This window comes from Streptomyces sp. NPDC060000 (genome assembly GCF_042737375.1).
Lineage (GTDB): Bacteria > Actinomycetota > Actinomycetes > Streptomycetales > Streptomycetaceae > Streptomyces.
In genome coordinates this window covers 143,441-164,889 of record NZ_JBHWUU010000004.1, presented here as the reverse complement: position 1 = coordinate 164,889, position 21,449 = coordinate 143,441, and the positions used below count along the sequence as shown (strand labels likewise).

The following is a 21,449-nucleotide window of genomic DNA, read 5'->3' as shown; positions in this document are numbered from 1 at the left end:
GAACCGTCGACCCCCTCGACACGTACGACACCCACGCAGGAGGCACCGGACATGCCCGGATCCGTCATCGTCGCCGGAGCGAGAACGCCCGCCGGCAAGCTCATGGGCGGGCTGAGCAGCCTGTCCGCCGCCGAGCTCGGCGCCCACGCCATCGGCGCCGCGCTGTCCCAAGCGCGGCTGGACCCGGCCGCCGTGGAGGCCGTCGTGCTGGGCCATGTCGTCCAGGCCGGGGCCGGCCCGAACACGGCGCGGCAGGCCGCGGTGGCCGCCGGCATCCCGTTCGCCGTACCGGCGAGCACCGTCAACAAGCTGTGCCTGTCCGGGCTGCACGCCATCGCCCTGGCCGACCTCATGGTCGCCTCCGGGCGCCACGAGGTGGTCGTCGCGGGCGGCATGGAGTCCATGTCCGGCGCCCCCCATCTGCTGCGCGGGTCCCGCACCGGCTGGAAGTACGGTGCGGCGGCCGTCGAGGACGCCCTCGACCGCGACGCGCTGATCTGCGCCTTCGACGGGGTGTCCATGGGCGCGGCCACCGAGCGCTACCAGCGGCCCTTCGCGTTCACGCGTGAGGAACAGGACGAGTACAGCGCGCTGTCGCACCAACGGGCCCACCGCGCCCGGGAGTCGGGTGCGTTCGCGGCCGAGATCGCGCCGGTAACGGTGGCCGGACGCCGGGGCGAGACCGTGGTGGAGGCCGACGAGGGCATCCGGCCGCAGAGCACCGCGGAAAGCCTGGGGCGCCTCGCACCCGCCTTCTCCGCCGACGGCACGATCACCGCAGGCAACGCTTCGCAGTTGTCCGACGGGGCAGCGGCCGTCGTCGTGATGAGCGCGGACCGTGCCCGCCGGGAGGGCCTCACACCGCTCGCCGAGATCGGCGCCTACGGCACCGTGGCCGGCCCCGATCCCTCGCTGCTCGTACAACCGGCCGAGGCGGTCCGCGACGCGCTGGCACGCGACGGCAGGCTGAAGGCAGCCGACCTCGATCTGCTGGAGATCAACGAGGCGTTCGCCGGTGTCGCCCTGGCCTCGGTCCGGGAACTGGGCGTCCCCTTGGAGAAGGTGAACGTCAACGGCGGCGCGATCGCCCTCGGACATCCGGTCGGCATGACCGGCGCCCGGCTGGTACTGACCCTGGCCCGGGAGCTGCTGCGACGCGGCGGCGGTACCGGCGCCGCGGCCCTGTGCGGGGGCGGCGGCCAGGGCGACGCGCTGCTGCTGCACGTACCGCGCGGCTGAGTGCCCTCGATCCCCTCGATCCCCGCCGCCCTCGTCCCCCACCCGTACGAGACTCAGGTTGACGCACATGACCATCCAGCCGCTCCAGGCCGACTTGGCCCTCGAAGCCCCCAGCACCTCCCCGACGGACCGCGACGAGGCGACCCTCGTCGTGGACACCCGCGTGCACGCCGCCGACGGCGTCGTCTCCCTGTGGCTGCGCCGCCCGGACGGCGGACCGCTGCCGTCCTGGACGCCGGGAGCCCATATCGACCTGCTGCTGGACAACGGTCTCGTCCGTCAGTACTCCCTGTGCGGGAACCCCGCCGACCCCGCCGCCTGGCAGATCGCCGTCCTGTGCCAACCGGAGGGCCGCGGCGGTTCCTCGTACGTCCACGACCGTCTTCGGGAGGGCTCGGCCGTCCGGGTGCGCGGGCCGCGGAACACCTTCCCGTTGCGTACGGCCGAGCGCCATCTCTTCGTCGCGGGCGGGGTCGGCATCACCCCGATCCTGGCGATGGTGGAGGCCGCCGAGGCCGCGGGAGTCGACTGGCGGCTGCTGTACGGCGGCCGTACCCGCGCTTCCATGGCGTTCGTGGACCGCCTCGCGCCCTACGGGGACCGGGTGAGCATCCGGCCGCAGGACGAGTTCGGCCTGCTGGACCTCGGCGCCTTCATCGGCCCGCCCGTCGAAGGCACGTTGGTGCATGCCTGTGGTCCGGAGCCGCTGCTTCGCGCCGCGCAGGAGAGTTGCGCCGACTGGCCCGCCGGCACGCTGGGCGTCGAGCGGTTCGCGCCGGTCAGGCCGGCGGCGGCCGAGGCAGCCGAGGCCGAGTCCTTCGAGGTCGTACTCAGTCGGTCGGGGCGCGCCCTCACCGTGCCGCCGGACCGATCGGTGCTCGAAGTGGTGGAGGAGGCAGGGGTACCGGTCCTGTTCTCCTGCCGGGAAGGCACCTGCGGCACCTGCGAGACAGACGTGCTGGATGGCGTCCCCGATCACCGGGACTCACTGCTGGACGAGGACGAGCGGGCCGCGGGCGACACCATGCTGATCTGCGTCTCGCGCTCCCGCGGCCCCAGGCTGGTACTCGACCTCTGACGTGGCCGGCTGTCCAACGTCACGGAAGTCTCAGAACACGGAGTTGGCGAACCAGTGGACAAGCAGGTCCTCGTCCCCCTCGCGGGCAAGGGCCTCCGCCTCGTAGGGCAGGCGACCGTAGACGAGCAGGAGCAAGTCAGCCGCGGTTCCCTGGAGGGTCGCGTCAGCGGTGGTCGCGGTCTTCCTCCGCCAGGTCCGCGGCCAGCGTCTGGCCGCCGTCGCGGAGCATCCCGGCGAGGTGATCGCAGGTCCGGCGGCGCACCACGAGGGCGTACGCCTCGACCTGCGCGCCGACGAGCAGAACGTGTCCCGCTCATCCTCTGCCCACCGAGGCAGGCAGAGTTCGGTCTCGGCCAGGACTTCTTCCCACGCGGCCTCGGCGGCAATCCCGCGTCTGCCGCCACCGCTCAACGAGATCCTCCGCCGTACGCCGGCGCGCCATGTTCCATAGGGTCAGGTGGGCCTCTGTTCCCAGAAGGGCAGGGCCCAGGGCGGCGAGCCCCTCCCGGACGGTCATGGCGGGCGGTGCCTCGGCGAGCAGTTCGGCGAGGCAGCTCGTGCTTGACGGCGTGGTCGGAGGGAACTCGCGCACGACGGAGACCAGGAGCGGCACGAGGGTGCTGAACGGGCCCGCAGCGTGCTGTGTTCCGTGCGGGGAGGCGAGGCGGACAGGGCGACCACATGGCGATGGGCACCAACGTCGACTGCTACCAGCGCGCCGAGGGCAGCCACGGCCTGATGCCGGGGATCATCTCCGCCCTGCGCGACGACGCCGACCCCTTCTCGATCCTGACGAAGGGCACGCTGATCCTGCGCGACCTCGACCTGCTGCGGCAGGCCAACGAGGTGACCGACGTCGGCATATCCGTCTCCGTCGGCTTCACCGACCCCGAGCTGTGGCGCACCGTGGAGCCGGGCACGCCCGCCCGCGAGCGCCGCCTGAATGGTTCATGGCCTGGCCGGCGCAGCACCACCCGTATCTGGTGCGCCGCTACGAGCGGCTGTACGCCTCGCGGGCGCCCGGTCGCAGATGCAGCACCAGCGGTGTGACGGAGGCGGCCCCGGAGGCGGCGATCGCGCGCACGGTGGCGCGCGGCTGGGCCGGGTCGTCGCTGAGGAACGGGATCACCGGGGCCGTCAGAACCCCGCAGTCGATGCCGTGCTCGGCGAGGGCGCGTACGAGCTCTGGTGGTCGCCTACCCGCAGGTACTCACGTGCTGGCCGGATCACCGTTGCCGTCGCCATGGCCCCTCCCCGTCACGTACGGTCGTTCTATGGCGCCTGAGAGGTCTACCGTAGGTGTAATCATGACCGTGGACGACGACCCGGGGGTATCCCGGGCCGTCGCCCGTGACCTGCGGCGCCGCTACGGCGCCGCGTACCGGATCGTGCGCGCCGAGTCCGGGGAGTCCGCGCTGGAGGCGCTGCGCGAGCTGAAACTCCGCGGCGACCTGGTGGCCGTCATCCTGGCCGACTACCGGATGCCGCAGATGAACGGCATCGAGTTCCTCGAACATGCCCTGGACGTGTATCCGGGCGCCCGGCGTGTGCTGCTCACCGCGTACGCCGACACGAGCGCGGCGATCGACGCGATCAACGTCGTCGACCTCGACCACTACCTGCTGAAGCCGTGGGACCCGCCGGAGGAGAAGCTCTACCCGGTCCTGGACGACCTGCTGGACGCCTGGCGCTCCAGCGACTACCGGCCCGTGCCCGCCACGAAGGTGGTCGGGCACCGCTGGTCGGCACGGTCCTCGGAGGTGCGTGAGTTCCTGGCCCGCAACCAGGTGCCCTACCGCTGGTACTCCGCCGACGAGCCGGAGGGGCAGCGGCTGCTGGCCGCGGCAGGCGTCGACGGGCAGCGGCTGCCGCTGGTGGTCACCGCGGAGGGCACGCCCCTGGTCGAGCCGGACGCGCCCGAACTCGCCGCCCATGTGGGCCTGGCGACGACGCCGACGGCCGACTTCTACGACCTGGTGGTGATCGGCGGCGGCCCGGCCGGGCTCGGCTCGGCGGTGTACGGGGCCTCCGAGGGGCTGCGGACGGTGCTCGTGGAGCGGTCGGCGACCGGCGGGCAGGCCGGGCAGAGCTCCCGTATCGAGAACTACCTGGGCTTCCCGGACGGCGTGTCCGGCGCCCAGCTCACCGACCGGGCGCGACGCCAGGCCACCAAGTTCGGCGCCGAGATCCTCACCGCGCGCGAGGTGACCGGGCTGGAGGTCAACGGGTCCGCGCGCGTCGTGCGGTTCTCGGACGGCTCGGCGGTGGCCGCGCACAGCGTGATCCTCGCGACGGGCGTGTCGTACCGGCAGCTGGCGGCGCCGGGCTGCGACGACCTGACCGGCTGCGGGGTGTTCTACGGCTCGGCGCTCACGGAGGCGGCCTCCTGCCAGGGGCACGACGTCTACATCGTGGGCGGCGCCAACTCGGCGGGCCAGGCGGCCATGTACCTGGCGCGCGGTGCCAAGTCGGTGACCCTGCTGGTGCGCGGGGAGTCGCTGGCGGCTTCGATGTCGCACTACCTGATCCAGCAGATCGAGGAGTCGTCGAACATCTCCGTGCGCGCCCGCACGGTGGTCGAGTCGGCGCACGGCGACGGCCACCTGGAGCAGCTGACGCTGCGGGACGTGACGACCGGACAGACCGAACTGGTCGACGCGCAGTGGCTGTTCGTGTTCATCGGCGCGGCCCCGCTGACCGGCTGGCTGGACGGCACGGTACTGCGCGACGAGCGTGGGTTCATCCTCGCCGGGCCCGACCTGACGCCGGACGGGCGGCCGCCGGCGGACTGGGCGCTGGACCGGCCGCCGTACCACCTGGAGACCAGCATTCCCGGTGTGTTCGTGGCGGGCGACGCGCGCGCCGAGTCCGCCAAGCGGGTCGCGTCCGCCGTAGGAGAGGGAGCCATGGCCGTGATGCTCGTCCACCGTTACCTGGAGCAGTCATGAGCGGCAAGCTGATGCCGTGCGGTCCGGCCGAGATCAGCTCGCTGTTCCTGTTCGAGAAGCTCTCCCCCGAACAGCTCGGACGGCTGTGCAGCGAGGGCCGGGTGGAGAAGTTCGAGCCCGGTCCGGTGTACACCGAGGGCGATCCGGCGACCTGCTTCTACGTGATGATCGAGGGCTCGGTCGTGCTGTACCGCCGGGTCGGCGGCGACGACGTCGAGGTGAGCCGCACCTCCCAGCGCGGGGTGTACGCCGGGGCCATGCAGGCCTACCTGGGCGATCAGGTGCCGCAGGTCTACAACAACTCGATGCGGGTGACCGAGCCGACGCGGTTCTTCGTGCTGCCCGCGCAGTCGTTCTCGGACGTCATGCGCGAGTGGTTCCCGATGGCGGCCCATCTGCTGGAGGGACTGTTCTTCGGCTCGAAGAACACCCAGCGAGCCATCGGGCAGCGTGAACGGCTGCTGGCCCTGGGCTCGTTGTCGGCGGGTCTCACCCACGAGCTCAACAACCCGGCCGCGGCGGCCGTGCGCGCCACCGCGACACTGCGGGAGCGGGTGGCGAAGATGCGGCACAAGCTCGCCGTCATCGCCTCCGGCGCGTACGACCCGGAGGCGCTGACCCGGCTGATCGAGATCCAGGAGCGGACGGCCGAACTGGTCGCGAAGGCACCGGCGTTGAGCCCTTTGGAGGCCTCCGACCGGGAGGACGCCCTCACCGACTGGCTCGACGACCACGACATCCAGGAGGGCTGGCGGATCGCGCCGACCTTCGTGCAGGCCGGACTGGACGTGGACTGGCTGGAGCAGGTCGCGGACGCAGTCGACGAGGACATCCTGCCGGGCGCCATGGGGTGGCTCAACTACACCGTCGAGACCGAGCTGCTGATGGACGAGATCCACGACTCCACCAACCGCATCTCCCATCTCGTCGACGCCGCCAAGCAGTACTCGCAGCTCGATCGCGCCCCCTACCGGGTCGTCGACGTGCACGAACTCCTCGACAGCACCCTGCTGATGCTGTCGGGCAAGATCGGGCGGCGCATCGAGGTCGTCAAGGACTACGACCGCGCGCTCCCGGCGATCCCGGCCTACCCGGCGGAGCTCAACCAGGTGTGGACGAACCTCGTCGACAACGCCGTGTTCGCCGTCAACAGCGCCGGCGGGGAAGGCACGTTGACCGTCCGGACGGCACGCGAGGGCGACCGGCTGCTGGTCGAGTTCCGCGACACGGGCCCCGGTGTGCCACCGGAGGTCCGGGGCCGTATCTTCGATCCGTTCTTCACCACCAAGCCGGTGGGCGAGGGCACCGGGCTCGGCCTGGACATCTCCTGGCGGATCGTGGTCAACAAGCACCACGGCAGCCTCCAGGTCGAGTCGGCGCCGGGCGACACCCGTTTCCAGGTGCTGCTGCCGCTGACCTCCCCCGAGCCCGGCAGTGCCCAGGACCCCCAGACCGCCGAGGAGCCCGTATGACCGACGTAGACGCCATCGACCCGAGCGTCCCGCCCAGCGGCGCCGGCTGCGTCGACTGCGACGCGTCCGGAGGCTGGTGGTTCCACCTGCGGCGCTGCGCGAGCTGCGGCCATGTCGGCTGCTGCGACTCCTCCCCCGCCCAGCACGCCACCGCGCACTACAAGGCGAGCGGGCATCCCCTGGTCCGCAGTTTCGAGCCGGGCGAGGAGTGGTTCTGGGACTACTCGAGCGACGAGCTGTACGAGTCCGGGCCCGAACTGGCCCCGCCGGCCCATCACCCCGGGGACCAGCCCGTGCCCGGGCCGGCCGGGCGGGTGCCGCAGGACTGGGCGCAGTCGCTGCACCGGTAGGACAGCACCCCCCGGAGCAGCACCCTCGGGACCGCACCGTCGGGACCGCACCCCTGAGATCGTTCCGCGGCGCTCCGTTCCTGGTCGTGGGCCGCGTTGTCGGCGGCGCGTGCCAGGATGGAGCCGTGTCGCAGACCGTGTTCACCGCTCCGTTCATCGGCCGGGAAGAGGAGCTCGCCCGGCTCTCCGGCATGCTGGAGCGCGCCCGGGGCGGTGAGGCGCGCGCGGTACTGATCGCCGGGGACGCCGGCGTGGGCAAGACCCGGTTCCTGGGCGAGGTCGCCGCGCGGGCCGCCCGTTCCGGCATGACCGTGCTCACCGGACACTGCGTCGACCTCGGTGACGTGGGCCTGCCGTATCTGCCGTTCACCGAGATCCTGGGCCTGCTCGCCGCCGACGAGCGGTTCGCCGCCGTCCTCGCCGCGCACCCCCTGGTCGGCCGGCTGCTCGGCGCGGGCACGGATGCCGTACGCGACGACGGGGCCGCCGACACGCGCTCCGGCGGCGGGGAAGGGCGGTTGAGGCTGTTCGAGGGGATGGCGGCACTGCTCGCCGACCTGTCGGACGTCACGCCGCTGGTCCTGGTCCTGGAGGACCTGCACTGGGCCGACCAGTCCTCTCGCGACCTGCTGCGCTTCCTGCTCAGCCGGGGCTTCCTGCAAAGGCCCACGGGCAACGGGTCCGGTCACCGGCCGGCGGTGCTGGCCTCCTACCGGGCGGACGACCTGCACCGCCGTCACCCCTTGCGTCCGCTGCTGGCGGAGCTGGTGCGGCTGCCGGGCGTGGACCGGCTGGAACTGCGGCCGCTGGCCGATGCCGAGGTGGCCCGGCTGCTGCGCGCTCTGGAGGACCGTCCGCTGCCGGAGGCCACGGTGCGCCGGATCGTGGAGCGCGCGGAGGGCAACGCCTTCTACGCGGAGGAGTTGCTGGCGGCCACGGACACGGAGGCCGGCGGCATGCCCAGCGGGCTCGCCGATCTCCTCCTCATCCGCGTCGAACAACTCCCCGACACCGCCCAGCAGGTGCTGCGGACCGCCGCCGTCGCCGGCCGGCGCGTGGAGCACGACCTGCTGCGGGACGCCGTCGGTCTGCCCGAGGACGAGCTGGAGTCGGCACTGCGCGAGGCCGTCGGTCACCAGCTCCTGGTCGCGGGCGACGACGGGGCGTACGCCTTCCGGCACGCCCTGGCGCGCGAGGCGGTGTACGCCGACCTGCTGCCGGGTGAACGCTCCCGGCTGCACGGCGCGTTCGCCGCTCTTCTGGCCGCCCGCGGCCATCGTGCGGAGACCGCGGCGGAGCGCGCCCACCACTACCGCGCGAGCCATGATCTGGGCGAGGCCCTCGCCGCCTCGCTGGAGGCCGCCGACCACGCCCAGCGCGTCGGCGCGCCCGCCGAGGAGCTGCGCCACCTGGAAGCCGTTCTCGACCTGTGGGAGTCAGTGCCCGCACCGGCCCTTCCCCCGGGTGGGAGGACCGACCGGGTCACGCTGATGCTGCGCGCCTCGGCGGCGGCCGCACACGCAGGGGAGGCACACCGCGCGGTCTCCCTGACCCGGGCGGCGCTCGCGGGCGTCGGCCAGGACGCCGACTCCGAGCTCGCCGCCCGCGTGCGGTACACGCTCGCCGGCACCCTCATGGGCGTCGACAGTCTGACGGCCGCGTTCGCCTACAGCAGCGAGGCCCTGGCGATGATCCCCGCCGAACCGCCGTCGCCGACGTGGGTGTGGGCGGCCGCCACACATGTCCTGGCGGCGCGTCAGGTAGGTGAGTCCGCGATCGCCCTGCGCGTCGCGCGCCGGGCACTGCGCGCCGCCGAACAACTCGATCTGACGGACGCACGCGCCGACCTCCTGATCTCGCTGGCCAACATCGAGGGCGACGGCCGCCGCTCCGAAGAGGGCCGCGCGCGCCTGAAGGAGGCGCGTGAACTGGCCCGGCGCGGGGGAAACGCGCCGGTGGAGATGCGGGCCCTGTTCTCCCTGGCCATCGGCGCCTACGAGGCCGGGGAACTCGAGGAGTGTCTGCCCTGGCTGGCCGAGGGGCTGGACCGAGCCCGCCGGGCGGGGCTGCTGTCCTCGCCGTACCCGCTGGAGATGCGGTATCTGCAACTGCTGGTGCTCTACACGCTCGGCCGCTGGGACGAGTGTCTGCGGACGGCGACGACCGATCTGGCGGTGCTGCCCGCGTCGGGGGGATACGCGGTGGGTCCGGCCCTGTACGTGGGCCTCGCGCGCGGCGAGCAGAAGGTCGCCGAGCGGGCCCGGGCCCTGCTCGAGGGCCGCTTCGACTGGATGGCGACGCTGATCGCCGGCATCGTGCTGACCGACGCGGCGGTACTGAGCGGCGACGCCGAGGGGGCGGTCGCGCGGCTGCGGTCCTCGGTCGAGGCCCTCACGGACGACGCGGGGACGCCCCCGGACGTCACGGTCCGGCTCACCGCGCTCGCCCTGACGGCGGTCGCCGACGCGGCCGCCGGGGCACGGAGCGTCGGTGACGAGGCGGCGGCCGACCGCTGGGCGGCCGTGGCGACGGAACTCCTGGAGCCGGCCCGGGCGGTGGCCCGGCGGGGCGCTGCCGGAGTGCCCCAGGGCCCGGAGGGACACGCCTGGCTGGCCCGCGCGGAGGCCGAGTGGGCGTGGGCCGCCACCGGGCCGGACCCGGCGGCCTGGGAGAGGACCGTGGCGGCGTTCGGCTACGGCGACGCCTACGAACTCGCCCGCTGCCGACTGCGGTACGCGCACGCGCTGCTGGCGGCCGACCGGCGCGAGGACGCGGCCACGGAGGCCCGCGCCGCCCGGGAGACGGCCGTGCGGCTGGGCGCCACGCCCCTGCTGGAGCGGGCCGACGCGCTGATCCGGCGTGGGCGCCTGGCAGCGGAGGCAGCGCCCGGCACCCGGGCCGGTTCGGCCACTCTGACGGCCCGGGAACAGGACGTCCTGCGGCTGCTCGCGCTCGGCCGCAGCAACCGGCAGATCGGCGAGGAACTGTTCATCAGCGGCAAGACGGCGAGCGTCCACGTCTCCAACATCCTCGCCAAACTGAGCGCGGCAAGCCGCACGGAGGCCGTGGCCATCGCCCACCGCCGGCGACTGCTCACCCCGGAGAACGGCGCGTAGGACTGCCCCAGGCGTCCGGCTGGCCCGGGGGTCCAACTCGGCGGTCGGGGGAGGGCAGTTCACGTACACGCGGCCGTTGGGCGCGCGGCCGCGATCGCCGTGTCCTCGGCTCCGTTGGCGGCCCCGCGAGAATCCCCGGAGGACCGTCGCCGCTCCGGACAGGGCTGTGCGGCCGCTCTCGGGGCAGTCCTCGGCGGCGCGTTCCCGGCCGTGGCGGCCGCGCTGGACCGGGCGGGCCGACATCCGGGAATCGCGTTCCAGGTGGTGGACGACATGCTGGGGATCTGGGGCGACCCGTCGGTCACCGGCAAACCCGTCCACGGCGATCTGCGCGAGCGGAAGAAGACGTTCCCCGTGCTGGCCGCGCTGGACTCCCCCACTCCCGCCGCACCCCATCCCCGCCGCACGCCGGCCGGCCTCGCTGCTGGAGCGGGGCGGCGATCCGGGTGAGGCGGCCGCGCCGGCCGAGGCGGCCGGGGGCGTGCCGCGGCGCTCGCCGAGGCGGGCCGGCAGGTCGCCGCCGCCGAGTCAGCGCTGGCGGAACTGCCGTCGGCCGCCGGTGCCGTCCGCGACCTGCGCTCCCTGGTCGGCTTCGCGGTGCGCCGGGACCTCTGACCCGGGTCCACCGTGATCGCGAAACGGGTTGACCGGCGCCGCGGTGCCGGGTGAGGGTGCGAGAAGACCAACAGCCAAGGCGCGGCCCGCACGCCTCCGCCGTACCGGAAGGGTGACTGCCTTGACCGCCTTGATCGGCATCTCGGACATCGAAGCCGCGGCCGAGCGGATCGCCGGACACCTCGTCCGGACCCCGACCGTGCCCAGCCCCGGTCTGTCGGCGCTGCTCGGCGTCCCCGTGACGGCGAAGCTGGAACTCCTCCAGCGCACCGGCTCGTTCAAGGCGCGCGGGGCGACGGCGAAGCTGTTGTCGCTGAGCGAGGCCGAGCGGGCGGCCGGGGTCGTGGCGGTGAGCGGCGGGAACCACGGGATCGCGCTGGCGGTGATGGCCGCCGCGCTGGAGGTGAAGGCCACGGTGGTGATGCCGCGGTCGGCGCCCGCCCGTAGCGTCGGGATCGTGGAGGCGGCCGGTGCCTCGGTGCGGCTGACCGACACCATGGACGGCGCGTTCACCCTGGTGGAGCGGTTGCGGGACGAGGGCCTCACGCTGGTGCACCCCTTCGACGATCCGCTGGTCGTGGCCGGGCAGGGCTCGGTCGGCCTGGAGTTCGCCGCCGACGCCGATGAGCTCACGGACGTGCTGGTCAGCGTCGGGGGCGGCGGTCTGATCGCGGGCGTGGCCGCGGCCCTGCGCGCCCTTCGCCCGGAGATCCGGGTCTGGGGTGTGGAGACCGAGGGCGCGCAGGCGATGTCGGAGGCGCTGGCGGCGGGCGGGCCGGTGCCGGTGAAGTTGTCGTCGATCGTCTCCACGCTCAGTGCGCCGAGCGTCTCGCGGTTGACGTACGACCATGTCACCGCCCTGGTCACCGAGGTGCTCGTGGTCCAGGACCGGGAGGCGGTGCGGGGCTCCCTGGAGTTCGCCGAGCACGCCAAGCTGTGGACCGAACCGGCGGCCGGCTGCCTCCTGCCGGCGGCCCGGCAGGTCGTGGAGCGGGTCGGGGGCGGCGCGCGGCTGGGGCTGGTGGTCTGCGGGGGCAACGCGACGACCGCGGACATGAGGGCGTGGAACGACCGTTTCGGACTGCGCTGAGGCAACTCGGCGGGGATTGGGAAATCCCCCGGGAGGGGCTCCGAGGGCCTCCGAGCAGGAATGGACAGCGGCCCGGAAGGTCGTTCCCGGGATCCCCGAAGAGTTTCGGTGGACTTGTTTACCGCTGGTTACACCGCAGGACGGGCCCCGGACACCCTCGGCAATTCCCTTTTCTCGTACAGACACTCGATCCATACCGGTGCTCCTTTTGGATAAAAGACAGGAATCACACCGGAGTTGCGCTTCCATTGAACGGACCCCCTTGCGCCGGTCGTACCCATGGGAAAGGTGAGTACCAGCGGTTCAGCGAAGGATGACCATGGTCAAGGCGCACGTCTCCACGCACGAGTTGGTCGCCGGGAGGTACCGGCTGCTCGACGTCGTCCACCGGGAGACGAACCGCGTCAGCTGGTACGGCGAGTACGTCGAGGACACCGGGGCGGCCCGGCCGTGCCTGGTCACCAGAATCGGGCTGCCCGCCGACCAGGGCGAGGAGAAGGCCCGGCAGGCCTCCGACCGGGTCCTGCGCATGTCGGAGACGATGGCACAGCTGTGCCCGGGCCGGATCGCCTCGGTCGTCGACGCCGTGGAGGAGGCGGGTTCCCTGTGGACCGTCACCGAGTGGATCGACGGTCTGCCGCTGGGGCAACTCATCGAGCAGAAGGGGGCGTTCAGTCCGGCCAAGGTCGCGGCGATCGGGCTGCAGCTGCTCGACGTGCTGGAGGTCGCGCACGGTGAGGGCATCACCCACGGCGAGCTGAGCCCCGGCCAGGTCTTCGTGCGGGCCCGGGGACCCCTCGTCCTCACCGGGTTCGGGCTGGCGGGCGCGACCCTGGCCCCGCGTGTGGCGGCACCGGCGTACGCCTCTCCCGAGCAGGCCCGGGACGAGCGGATCGGTCCGGCGGCCGACCTGTGGGCGCTGGGCGCCATCCTCTACACGATGGTCGAGGGCCGGCCGCCGTACCGCGACCGGGACCGGCCCGAGAGCACGCTGAAGGGAGTGGACCGGCTGCCGTTGCGCACCCCGCTGCGGGCCGGCTCGCTCACCCCGACCGTGCAGGGGCTGCTGCGCAAGGACTCCCGGGAGCGACTGACCAGGACGGTCGTACGCCAGTCCCTCACCCGGGTGCTGGACGAGGACCCGCACGCCGTCATGCAGGCCCCAGGGCTGAAGCGGGCCTGCGCCGCCGCCCGCTACGTCGGTCCCAGGTGGAGCGGCCGGGCCATGGCGGCCGGGACGGTTCTGGCCGTGGTCACCGTGGCGATCGCGGCCCTCGCCGTGACCCACCGGCTGCCCGACACCGACGACACGGCGGGAGGCGGCGCGCAGGCCCGGCCCTCGGCGTCCGCCGCGACGCCCGGCGAGGACGCCGGCGAGAGAGACTCCACGGCGCCGGCGCCTGCGTCGACCGCACCGAGCAGCCCGTCGCCTTCGCCGTCGCCGAGCACGTCCGCGGCGTCCTCCCCCTCGGCGCCCGCCACCGCCGACGCCCTCCCCGAGGGGTACCACGTCTACCACGCGCCCGAGGGCTTCTCGGTCGCCCTTCCCAAGGGCTGGAAGCCGCTGGAGACGGCGCGCGACGGCCAGGCGTATCGCGTCACCTTCGGGGCGGCAGGCGATCCGCGCACCCTCGCGGTGACCTACAGCGAGAGCGCCGGCCCCGACCCGGTGGCCGTCTGGCGCGAGGACGTCGAGCCCGGTCTGAAGCGGGACGACGGCTTCCGGCGGCTCGGCGACATCAAGGCGGTGACGTACCAGGGCTACAAGGCCGCCGACATGGAGTGGCTCGTCGACGTCGACGGCGCACAGGTGCGCACGTTCGGCCGCGGCTTCCTCCTCGGCGGGCACCGCAGCTTCTCGCTGCGCTGGACGACGCCCGCCGCGGACTGGGACAAGGCCGCCAACAGCGAGGCCCTGGAGACGTTCCTGCGGACCTTCCGGCCGGGTTCAGCCGCCTGAGCGGACCGGCCCGCGCGGGGCGCGCATCGCGCGCAGCGGGCCGCCGCCCAGTGGTTCCGTGTCCCAGCGGGCGGTGAAGGTCCGGTCGGCCAGGGAGCACGTCACCCGCAGGCGGTGCGGGGTCTCGAGGAACACGACGTGCGCCGCGAGCGTGTCGCCGCCGGTCCAGCCGCCGCTGACCGCGGTGGGCAGCGGCTCGTCGTTCACCTGCCAGCCGCCGGACCCCAGGGGCAGTTCCAGCCGGCTGCCGTCCGGCCCCTCGACGAGGCTCAGCGTCCAGCCGTCGGCGGTCTCCGTGACGAGGGCGCCGGTCGGTCCGCGCCGGCCGGCGCCGGCACCGCCGTCGGGGGTGAACTCGGCGCCCGACCACTCCCCGCCCCGTTCCGGTGGCGCGGGCTTGCCGGGGGCCGGGGGGAGTGCGAGGTGCGCCAGGCGCTGGGCGAGGGCCGCGTCCGTCTCCTCGCGCCCGCTCAGCGGTTCCGGCCGGAAGGCGGGCAGCAGGTGCTCCCAGACGAGGGTGAGCACGGCCTGCATGTCGTTCGTCGCCGCGGTCGCGGCGATCACGGCGTCGTACTCGGGCAGGACGACGCAGAACTGTCCGTAGGCCCCGTCGCCGCGGTAGCCGTGCCGGGAGCGCCAGAACTGGAAGCAGTAGCCGCGCTCCCAGTCGCTGCGGTCGGCGTCGGCCTTCGCCCCGGCGGCTGTCGCGGTGTGCTCGCGGGTCGCCTCGGCGACCCACTCCGCCGACAGCAGCCGCTCGCCCTCCCACCTGCCCTCGTCCAGATAGAGCTGTCCCAGCCGGGCGATCGCGTCGGTGGTGGCGTGCAGTCCGCTGAAGCCGAGCTCGCGGCCGGACCGGTCGGTCTGCCAGGCGACCTCGCCGATGCCCAGCGGATCGAGCAGGCGCGGCCGCAGATAGTCGATGAGCGAGACACCGGTGACGCGCCGCACGATCGCGGCGAGCGTGTAGGTGGCCGGCTGGTTGTACGCGAACACGGTTCCCGGGTCACGGTCCGGCGGCAGCAGCAGGAATCCCCGGACGAGGTCGTCGGGGTCGAGCGCATGCGCCCGCTCGTAGGTCTCCTGCTCGTGCCCGCTCGCCATCGCCGCCACGTCCCGCACCCGCATCGCGCGGCTGCGCGGGTCGGTGATGTCCGCGTCGAGCTCCGGGAAGTACGAGAGCACCGGGGCGTCGAGGGCGATCAGTCCCTCGGCGAGGGCCAGTCCGGCGGCCGTGGACGTGAAGCTCTTGCTGAGCGAGTACAGCAGGTGCAGCCGGTCGGGGGTGTACGGCTCCCACCAGCCGGAGGCGACGAGGCGGCCGTGGCGCAGGATCATCAGGCTGTGCGGCTCGATGATGCCGGCCGACTCGACGGCGTCGAGGAAGGCGAGAACGCCGAGGGCGTCGACTCCCTGGGCGGACGGGGGGCTGGAGGGCAGCGGTCGGGCGCTCATGCCCGCATCCTCCCCCGGACGACGGACGGCGGCCCAGGGCTTTTTCACGTCACGAGCGGCCCGTTTCCTCCCGTGGTGGCCGGGGACTCGGCACCCATGGTGCAAATCGGATACACGATGATGACCGAGCAGGCCGGCCCCCGTGACCTGGTGGACCATGTGGTGCGTGCCGAGGAGGCGGGCTTCGACTTCTCGGTGACCTCGGACCACTACTTTCCGTGGTTGCGTTCGCAGGGTCACTCGCCGTACGCGTGGAGCGTGCTCGGCGCCGCCGCCCAGGCCACGTCACGCATTCCGCTGATGACGTACGTGACGTGCCCGACCTTCCGCTACCACCCGGCGGTGGTGGCGCAGAAGGCCGCCACGATGCAGTTGCTGTCCGAGGGGCGCTTCCGGCTGGGGCTGGGCTCCGGGGAGAACCTCAACGAACATGTGGTGGGCGGCGGCTGGCCCTCCGTGGAGGTACGGCACGAGATGTTCGAGGAGGCGGTGGAGATCATCCGCGCGCTCTTCGAGGGCGGGCATGTCACGCGGCACGGCACCCACTACGACGTGGACTCGGCCCGGCTGTGGGACCTGCCCGACCAGCCTCCGCCGATCGGCATCGCCGTCTCCGGCGAACGCTCCTGCCGGCTCGCGGGCCGGCTGGCCGACCTCGTGATCGCCACCGAGCCCAAGCCGGGCCTGCTGGAGGCGTTCGACCGCAACGGCGGCGAGGGCAAGCCCCGTGTGGGCCAGCTGCCGGTCTGCCACGACCCCGACCGGGACACGGCGGTGAAGCGGGCCCATGCCCAGTTCCGCTGGTTCGGCAGCGGCTGGAAGGTGAACTCCGAGCTGCCCCACCCGGACTCCTTCGAGGCGGCGACCCAGTTCGTGACGCCTGAGGACGTCGCCTCCTCGATCCCCTGCGGCGACGACCCGGACGACTTCGTCGAGGCCGTACGTCCGTATGTGGAAGCCGGGTTCACCGAGGTCGCCCTGGTGCAGATCGGCGGGGACGCCCAGCCGGCCTACCTGGACTGGTCGGAGAAGACCCTGCTGCCCGCGCTGCGCAGCGCCTTCGGGTGACGGCGCCGCCCCGCCCGCGCGCGGGTCCGCCCGGGCCCGGCCGAGGGGCGCGTATAGGCTGCCGTTCTGGACTGCCGCGGTGCCGATCCCGCGGCCGGCAGCCTGTAGAGGAGAGCCACCCGTGACCCTGGCGATCGACCTGTCCGAGACGGCCGTCGAGACGTCCGCCGAGACATCCCCCGCGCCCCTGTCCGACCTCGTGGCGCGGGACGCCCGCGAGTTCGGCGTCTACGCGCGGACCGGCGGATGGGCCTTCGGCCTGATGGTGGCGCGCAGCGTCCGGCCGGGCGGGCAGAGCGCGGACGAGACGCCGAAGGTGTCGGCGAAGGGGTTCGCCGAGTTGGCCGGCTGCTCGCCCGAACGCGTCATGCGGTACTACAAGGCCTGGGACCGGGCCGCCGACGACGGTCTCGTCCCGCACTTCGAGGAGCTGGCGCCCGGCCAGGAGGTCGAGCTGCCGGACGCCGAGGTATGGCTGACCTATTACGTCTCGCGCTCCAGCGCCACCTCCGAGCGCGGCACCGCGATCGCCGAGGCCGCCGAGGCCGAGGGCATCCGCCCGACGAAGGCCCTGGAGGTCGCGGAGAACCCCACCGCCCTGCGGGCCGCGATCCTCGCCGACCCCTCGACCGCCCGCGCGGCCCGCGCCGCCCTCCTGGACCGCATCAAGGAGGACCCGGAGCTCCAGACCGAGCTGGCCCGCGACGTCGTGCGCACCGACGACCTGAAGAAGGCCGTGGCCACCGAGAGCCGCTCGGCCGACCGCATCGGCTATGTGCGCCAGATCGCCGAGTCCGGCCTGATCAGGACGCCCGCCGGACAGACCGTCGACGCGCCGGCCGAGCTCCGCCAGGAGGCGGAGCGGCACCTCTCGCTGCTCGACGAGCTGGACGACGGCGAGGACTCCGGCGAGTGGGCGAGCGAGGCCTACGACACGATGAAGAGCCTGGTCGTGGAGACCGTCGAGGCCGACCCCGGACTACGCGTCCAGGAGCGGCGCACGAAGTTCTACAGCAGCCTCCAGCGGGCGACCAGGGTCTTCGAGGAGCTGACCTTCGACGACGTCGACCCGCAGGAGTTCTACGAGGACGACATGGTGCAGCAGCTGGAGGAGCTCCAGCAGGCGATCGGCAGCTGCCTCACCGCCCTGCGCGGGGCCCGGGGCACCACGCCCGAGGCCGGGTAGTCCGGCTCAGTTCGTCGTGTAGCGGCGCCGGGTCCACAGCGGCAGCACGAACCAGCACAGTCCGTACCACGAGACCACACCCGTGACGAGCCAGGGCACGAACGCGTCGTGGGTGGCCACGCGCAGGATCAGCAGCAGCGAGGCGGTCATGGTGGCGAGCAGCAGGAGCAGGCCGACGAAGGTCAGCCTGGACGCCACCTGAACCGCCTGCGGCTTCACCCGCCGCCCGGAGACCAGGCGGTGCAGGGACACCGGGCCTATGAGGGCGCCGGTCGCACAGGCGCCCAGCACCACGGTCACGATGTAGATGACCTGGTCGATGTCCTGCAGGTCCGCGTAGCGCGGGGTGAACACGACGGTCAGCAGGAAGCCGAAGAGGATCTGTACACCCGTCTGGGCGACGCGGATCTCCTGGATGAGCTCCCCCCACATCCGGTCGGCTCTCTCCTCCTCGGTCTCGTCCCGCCCCGTGCGCTGCTCGGCGCTCGTCGCCGTGTCCGTCACTTGTACCGTCCTCCCGGTTCGAGGGGGGTCCGTCGATCCCCACTCACCGCGCGTACCCCGTGAACGGCGGTTTTTGCCGGTCGCCGCCGGGTTCGTCTACCAGCGGCCCTCGACCTGCTCCTTGATCCGCCGGTCGTAGAGGTCGCGGACGGCCGCGAGGGTCTCCTCGGACAGCTCCGGGAGCCTGGCGGCGGCCGCGTTGGCGCGGGCCTGCTCGGGCGAGCGGGCGCCCGGGATCACGGTGGTCACACCCGGCTGCTGGATGATCCAGCGCAGCGCCAGCTGGGCCGGGGTGTACCCCTCGGGCGCGAGGGCCGCGAACTCTACGGCGGCCTCGACGCCGGTGGCGTAGTCGACGCCGGAGAACGTCTCGCCCTGGTCGAAGGACTCGCCGTGCCGGTTGTAGGTGCGGTGGTCGTTCGCCGGGAAGACGGTGTCCTTGGTGTACTTGCCGGAGAGCAGGCCGGAGGCGAGCGGGACGCGGGCGATGATGCCGACACCGGCCGCACGGGCCGCCGGGAGCACCTCGTACAGGGGCTTGAGACGGAACGGGTTGAGGATGATCTGCACGCTCGCCACGCCCGGCCGGGCGATCGCGGTGAGGGCCTCGGCGGAGGTCTCCACGCTGACGCCGTAGTGGGCGATGCGCTCCTCCTCGACGAGGGTGTCGAGGGCGTCGAAGACCTCGTCGCTGGAGTAGACCGGGGTGGGCGGGCAGTGCAGCTGCACCAGGTCGACACGGTCGACGCCGAGGTTACGGCGGGAACGGTCGTTCCAGGCGCGGAAGTTGTCCAGGACGTAGTTCTCGGGGATCTGGTCGACGCGGCGGCCCATCTTGGTGGCGACCAGCACGTGCAGATCGGGCCTGCCGCTCAGGAACGCGGCGATGGTCTGCTCGCTGCGTCCGTCGCCGTAGACGTCGGCGGTGTCGAAGAAGGTCACTCCCGACTCGGCCGCCGCCTCCAGTACGGTCAGGGCCTCCTTGTCGTCGACGTCCCCCCAGTCGGCGCCCAGCTGCCAGGTGCCGAGACCGACGACGGATGCGTGCTGACCGGACCTACCGAATTCGCGCTCGTCCATGAGGTCAGTCTGTCATCCGCCATGACCTGGCGCGGAACCGACCGCTCCGGGCCCGGGTCGGGTCCGGATGGGTTCAAGCCGGGTCCAGGTGGGCCTGGACCGTCGGCCCGTACCGGTCGACGATGTGCTCGACCGGCGTCTCCCGCAGCTCGGCCCCGCGGGCGATGCCGAACATCACGCCGAGGCCGAGCACGGCCGCTACGGCGAGTTCGGCGCGCAATGCCGGGTCGGGGCCGGTGAGCCGGGCGGCCAGGCGTGCGGTGACCTGGGTGCGGAAGTTGGCCCGCAGGACGTCACCGTGGTCGCCGTGCAGGGGCGCGAACGCGATGCGCAGCACCGGGTCGGCACCGCGTTCGCGCTGGCTGACCACCACGTGCCGCACCATGTGCCGGCCCAGCTCCTGCAGCGGGGCGTCGAGCAGGGCGTCGGCGTCCTCCTCGAAGGACATCACCCGGGCGAACAGGGCGTCCTTGTTGCCGAAGTACTTCACGACCAGCGGCGCGCTCACCCCGGCGCGTTCGGCGACGGCCTTGAGCGTGATGTCGGCGTGCGTCTGGCGGGCGAGGAGGTACCGGGCGGCGCGCAGGATCGCCGTCCTGGTCGCCTCGGCGTCGCGCCGGGCGGGGGCCGGTGGGCCGCTCGCGGCAGGGGCGTCGGGCGCAGTGCTCATGGCGGAGGCGTCGGGTGAAGTGCTCACGGCGCTCATGCTCCCTCCAACGCCCCGTCGCTCACGGAGCGGTTACGGCCACGGGCGCCCCGTGTGCCTTCCGGTCCGTCCGCTCCGGGCTCGCCGGGAATGGTGAGTGCCACCGCGCACGCGGCCAGGGCCACCGCTCCCGCGACGCCGAACGCCAGCAGATAGCCGTGCAGCGTCGGCACCGGGGCGCCGCCGACGAGGCTGGTGTGGTGCACGAGGACGGCGGCGACGGCGGCACTGGAGGTGGCCTGGCCGATCGTGCGCATCAGTACGTTGAAGCCGTTCGCCGAGGCGGTCTGCCCGGGCGGCACCGCGCGCAGGATCAACGACGGCAGCGCCGAGTACGCGAGGGTGGTGCCGGTCGCCACGACGGTCGCCCCCACCATGATCATCCACAGTTCGCGGCTGTCGACGACGCGCACCGCGTACCCGGAGGCGATGACGGCGGCGCCGACGGCGAGGGTGACCCGCGGTCCGCGCGCCTCGGAGATCCGGGCCGAGAGCGGCGAGAACAGCAGCATGGTGATGCCGCCCGGCAGCAGGCACAGGCCCGTCTGGACGATGGACAGTCCGAGCCCGTACCCGCTCGCCTCCGGCGCCTGTACCAGCTGGGCGGTCACCAGGGAGTTGGCGTAGAAGGCGAAGCCGGTCAGAAGCGCCGCCACATGGGACAGACCGACCCTCGGCCTGGACACCAACCGCAGGTCCACCAGGGGCTGTTCGGCGCGCAGCTGGTGCCACCACCACAGACCGAGAACGAGCACGGAGGTGAGGAACAGACCAATGATCCGGGCGCTCCCCCAGCCCCACTGGCCACCCTGGGACACGGCGAGGAGCAGGGTGATCAGCCCGGCGGCCAGGCCGAGCGCCCCCGGCACGTCGAAGCGGCCCGGCTCGCGCACGGGTGATTCGGGAACCGCCCACCGGATCAGCGCGACCCCGGTCCCGCCCAGTGCGGCGGTCACCCAGAACATCACGTGCCAGTTCGCGTACTGCACGACGACGGCCGCCGCCGGCAGCCCCAGAGCGGCGCCGACGCCGACGGTGGAACTCATCAGCGCCACGGCGGATCCCCGGCGATGCGGCGGCAGTTCGTCGCGCAGGATGCTGATGGACAACGGGACGACGGAGGACGCGGCGCCCTGGAGGGTCCGGGCCGCGATCAGCACCCCGATGTCGGAGGTCAGGGCGCAGACCACCGACCCGGCGGCCATCAGGCCGAACGAGATGAGCAGCACCCGCCGCTTGCCGTACATGTCCCCGGCGCGGCCGAGAACGGGCGTGAGAACCGCTCCGGACAGCAGCGACGCGGTCACCATCCAGGAGACCGCGCCCGGCGAGGCACCGGTCAGCCGGGGCAGGTCGGGCAGCAGCGGGACGACGACGGTCTGCATGACGGCCATGAGGATGCCGCAGTACGCCAGGACCGGGATGGTGAGCCGGGCCCGCAGACCGGCTCCCCTGCCTCGGGCGGGTATCGGAGCGGGCGACGCCATGGGGACTCCAGCGGCCTACGGGAAAAGAAAAGGGTGAATGGCAATTCACCGTAGCAGTGAATTGCCATTCACCCAAGGCTCGATCACCGCGCCCG

The 21,449-nt window shown here is 73.0% G+C and carries 15 protein-coding genes and 3 pseudogenes; 12 read left to right on the top strand and 6 right to left on the bottom strand.

Features of this window, described 5'->3' with window-relative positions; translation table 11 throughout:
• Positions 1-51: 51 nt before the first annotated feature.
• Together ACFWBB_RS04385 and ACFWBB_RS04380 are read left to right on the top strand one after the other, a co-directional pair.
• Positions 52-1,239: an acetyl-CoA C-acyltransferase gene (locus ACFWBB_RS04385; RefSeq protein WP_385266757.1), complete on the top strand. Its 1,188-nt coding sequence runs from the start codon at positions 52-54 to the stop codon at positions 1,237-1,239.
• 67 nt (positions 1,240-1,306) lie between these two features.
• The gene (locus tag ACFWBB_RS04380; protein ID WP_385266755.1) at positions 1,307-2,317 is read left to right on the top strand and encodes a PDR/VanB family oxidoreductase; all 1,011 of its coding nucleotides are present in this window, start codon (positions 1,307-1,309) and stop codon (positions 2,315-2,317) included.
• A gap of 30 nt (positions 2,318-2,347) precedes the next feature.
• Here ACFWBB_RS04380 and ACFWBB_RS04375 read toward each other — a convergent pair.
• A pseudogene (locus tag ACFWBB_RS04375) lies at positions 2,348-2,470 on the bottom strand (maleylpyruvate isomerase family mycothiol-dependent enzyme); the annotation flags it as partial.
• Between the two features lie 507 nt (positions 2,471-2,977).
• Between ACFWBB_RS04375 and ACFWBB_RS04370 the strand changes: the two are divergent.
• The 8 genes and pseudogenes from ACFWBB_RS04370 to ACFWBB_RS04335 all read left to right on the top strand — a co-directional run.
• Positions 2,978-3,390: pseudogene (locus ACFWBB_RS04370) on the top strand (radical SAM protein); the annotation flags it as partial.
• A gap of 201 nt (positions 3,391-3,591) precedes the next feature.
• Positions 3,592-5,265 carry an FAD-dependent oxidoreductase gene (locus tag ACFWBB_RS04365; protein WP_385266824.1) on the top strand — a complete coding sequence of 558 codons (1,674 nt, stop codon included), beginning with the start codon at positions 3,592-3,594 and terminating at the stop codon, positions 5,263-5,265.
• Positions 5,262-6,737, top strand: a complete 1,476-nt coding sequence (locus ACFWBB_RS04360; RefSeq protein ID WP_385266752.1) for an ATP-binding protein — start codon at positions 5,262-5,264, stop codon at positions 6,735-6,737. The genes ACFWBB_RS04365 and ACFWBB_RS04360 overlap by 4 nt, the downstream gene beginning before the upstream one ends.
• A complete protein-coding gene (locus tag ACFWBB_RS04355; RefSeq protein ID WP_385266750.1) occupies positions 6,734-7,087 on the top strand; it encodes a UBP-type zinc finger domain-containing protein in 354 nt (117 codons plus the stop codon). The genes ACFWBB_RS04360 and ACFWBB_RS04355 overlap by 4 nt, the downstream gene beginning before the upstream one ends.
• A gap of 125 nt (positions 7,088-7,212) precedes the next feature.
• Positions 7,213-10,203, top strand: coding sequence for an AAA family ATPase (locus ACFWBB_RS04350; protein WP_385266748.1), 2,991 nt, complete (start codon positions 7,213-7,215; stop codon positions 10,201-10,203).
• Between the two features lie 162 nt (positions 10,204-10,365).
• Positions 10,366-10,818, top strand: a pseudogene (locus tag ACFWBB_RS04345) (polyprenyl synthetase family protein); the annotation flags it as partial.
• Positions 10,819-10,948: 130 nt separating this feature from the next.
• On the top strand, positions 10,949-11,908 hold the full coding sequence (locus tag ACFWBB_RS04340; protein WP_385266821.1) for a threonine/serine dehydratase: 960 nt from the start codon (positions 10,949-10,951) through the stop codon (positions 11,906-11,908).
• Between the two features lie 313 nt (positions 11,909-12,221).
• Positions 12,222-13,868, top strand: a complete 1,647-nt coding sequence (locus tag ACFWBB_RS04335) for a serine/threonine protein kinase (protein ID WP_385266746.1) — start codon at positions 12,222-12,224, stop codon at positions 13,866-13,868.
• Here the strand turns inward: ACFWBB_RS04335 and ACFWBB_RS04330 are convergent.
• Complete coding sequence (locus ACFWBB_RS04330; RefSeq protein ID WP_385266743.1) at positions 13,857-15,323, bottom strand: serine hydrolase domain-containing protein; 1,467 nt, start codon at positions 15,321-15,323, stop codon at positions 13,857-13,859. The two genes, ACFWBB_RS04335 and ACFWBB_RS04330, sit on opposite strands and share 12 nt — an antisense overlap.
• A gap of 96 nt (positions 15,324-15,419) precedes the next feature.
• Here ACFWBB_RS04330 and ACFWBB_RS04325 point away from each other — a divergent pair, with 96 nt between their 5' ends.
• Entirely contained in the window at positions 15,420-16,391 is a 972-nt protein-coding gene (locus ACFWBB_RS04325) for an LLM class F420-dependent oxidoreductase (RefSeq protein WP_385266741.1), read from the top strand.
• 121 nt (positions 16,392-16,512) lie between these two features.
• A complete protein-coding gene (locus tag ACFWBB_RS04320) occupies positions 16,513-17,577 on the top strand; it encodes a hypothetical protein (RefSeq protein ID WP_385266739.1) in 1,065 nt (354 codons plus the stop codon).
• 6 nt (positions 17,578-17,583) lie between these two features.
• Here ACFWBB_RS04320 and ACFWBB_RS04315 read toward each other — a convergent pair whose 3' ends face one another.
• From ACFWBB_RS04315 to ACFWBB_RS04300, 4 genes are all read right to left on the bottom strand, one after another.
• Entirely contained in the window at positions 17,584-18,009 is a 426-nt protein-coding gene (locus ACFWBB_RS04315; RefSeq protein WP_385266819.1) for a DUF6328 family protein, read from the bottom strand.
• Between the two features lie 168 nt (positions 18,010-18,177).
• Positions 18,178-19,161 carry an aldo/keto reductase gene (locus ACFWBB_RS04310; protein WP_385266736.1) on the bottom strand — a complete coding sequence of 328 codons (984 nt, stop codon included), beginning with the start codon at positions 19,159-19,161 and terminating at the stop codon, positions 18,178-18,180.
• A gap of 73 nt (positions 19,162-19,234) precedes the next feature.
• Complete coding sequence (locus ACFWBB_RS04305; RefSeq protein WP_385266817.1) at positions 19,235-19,831, bottom strand: TetR family transcriptional regulator; 597 nt, start codon at positions 19,829-19,831, stop codon at positions 19,235-19,237.
• A gap of 32 nt (positions 19,832-19,863) precedes the next feature.
• Positions 19,864-21,354 carry an MFS transporter gene (locus ACFWBB_RS04300; RefSeq protein WP_385266733.1) on the bottom strand — a complete coding sequence of 497 codons (1,491 nt, stop codon included), beginning with the start codon at positions 21,352-21,354 and terminating at the stop codon, positions 19,864-19,866.
• Positions 21,355-21,449: the final 95 nt, after the last annotated feature.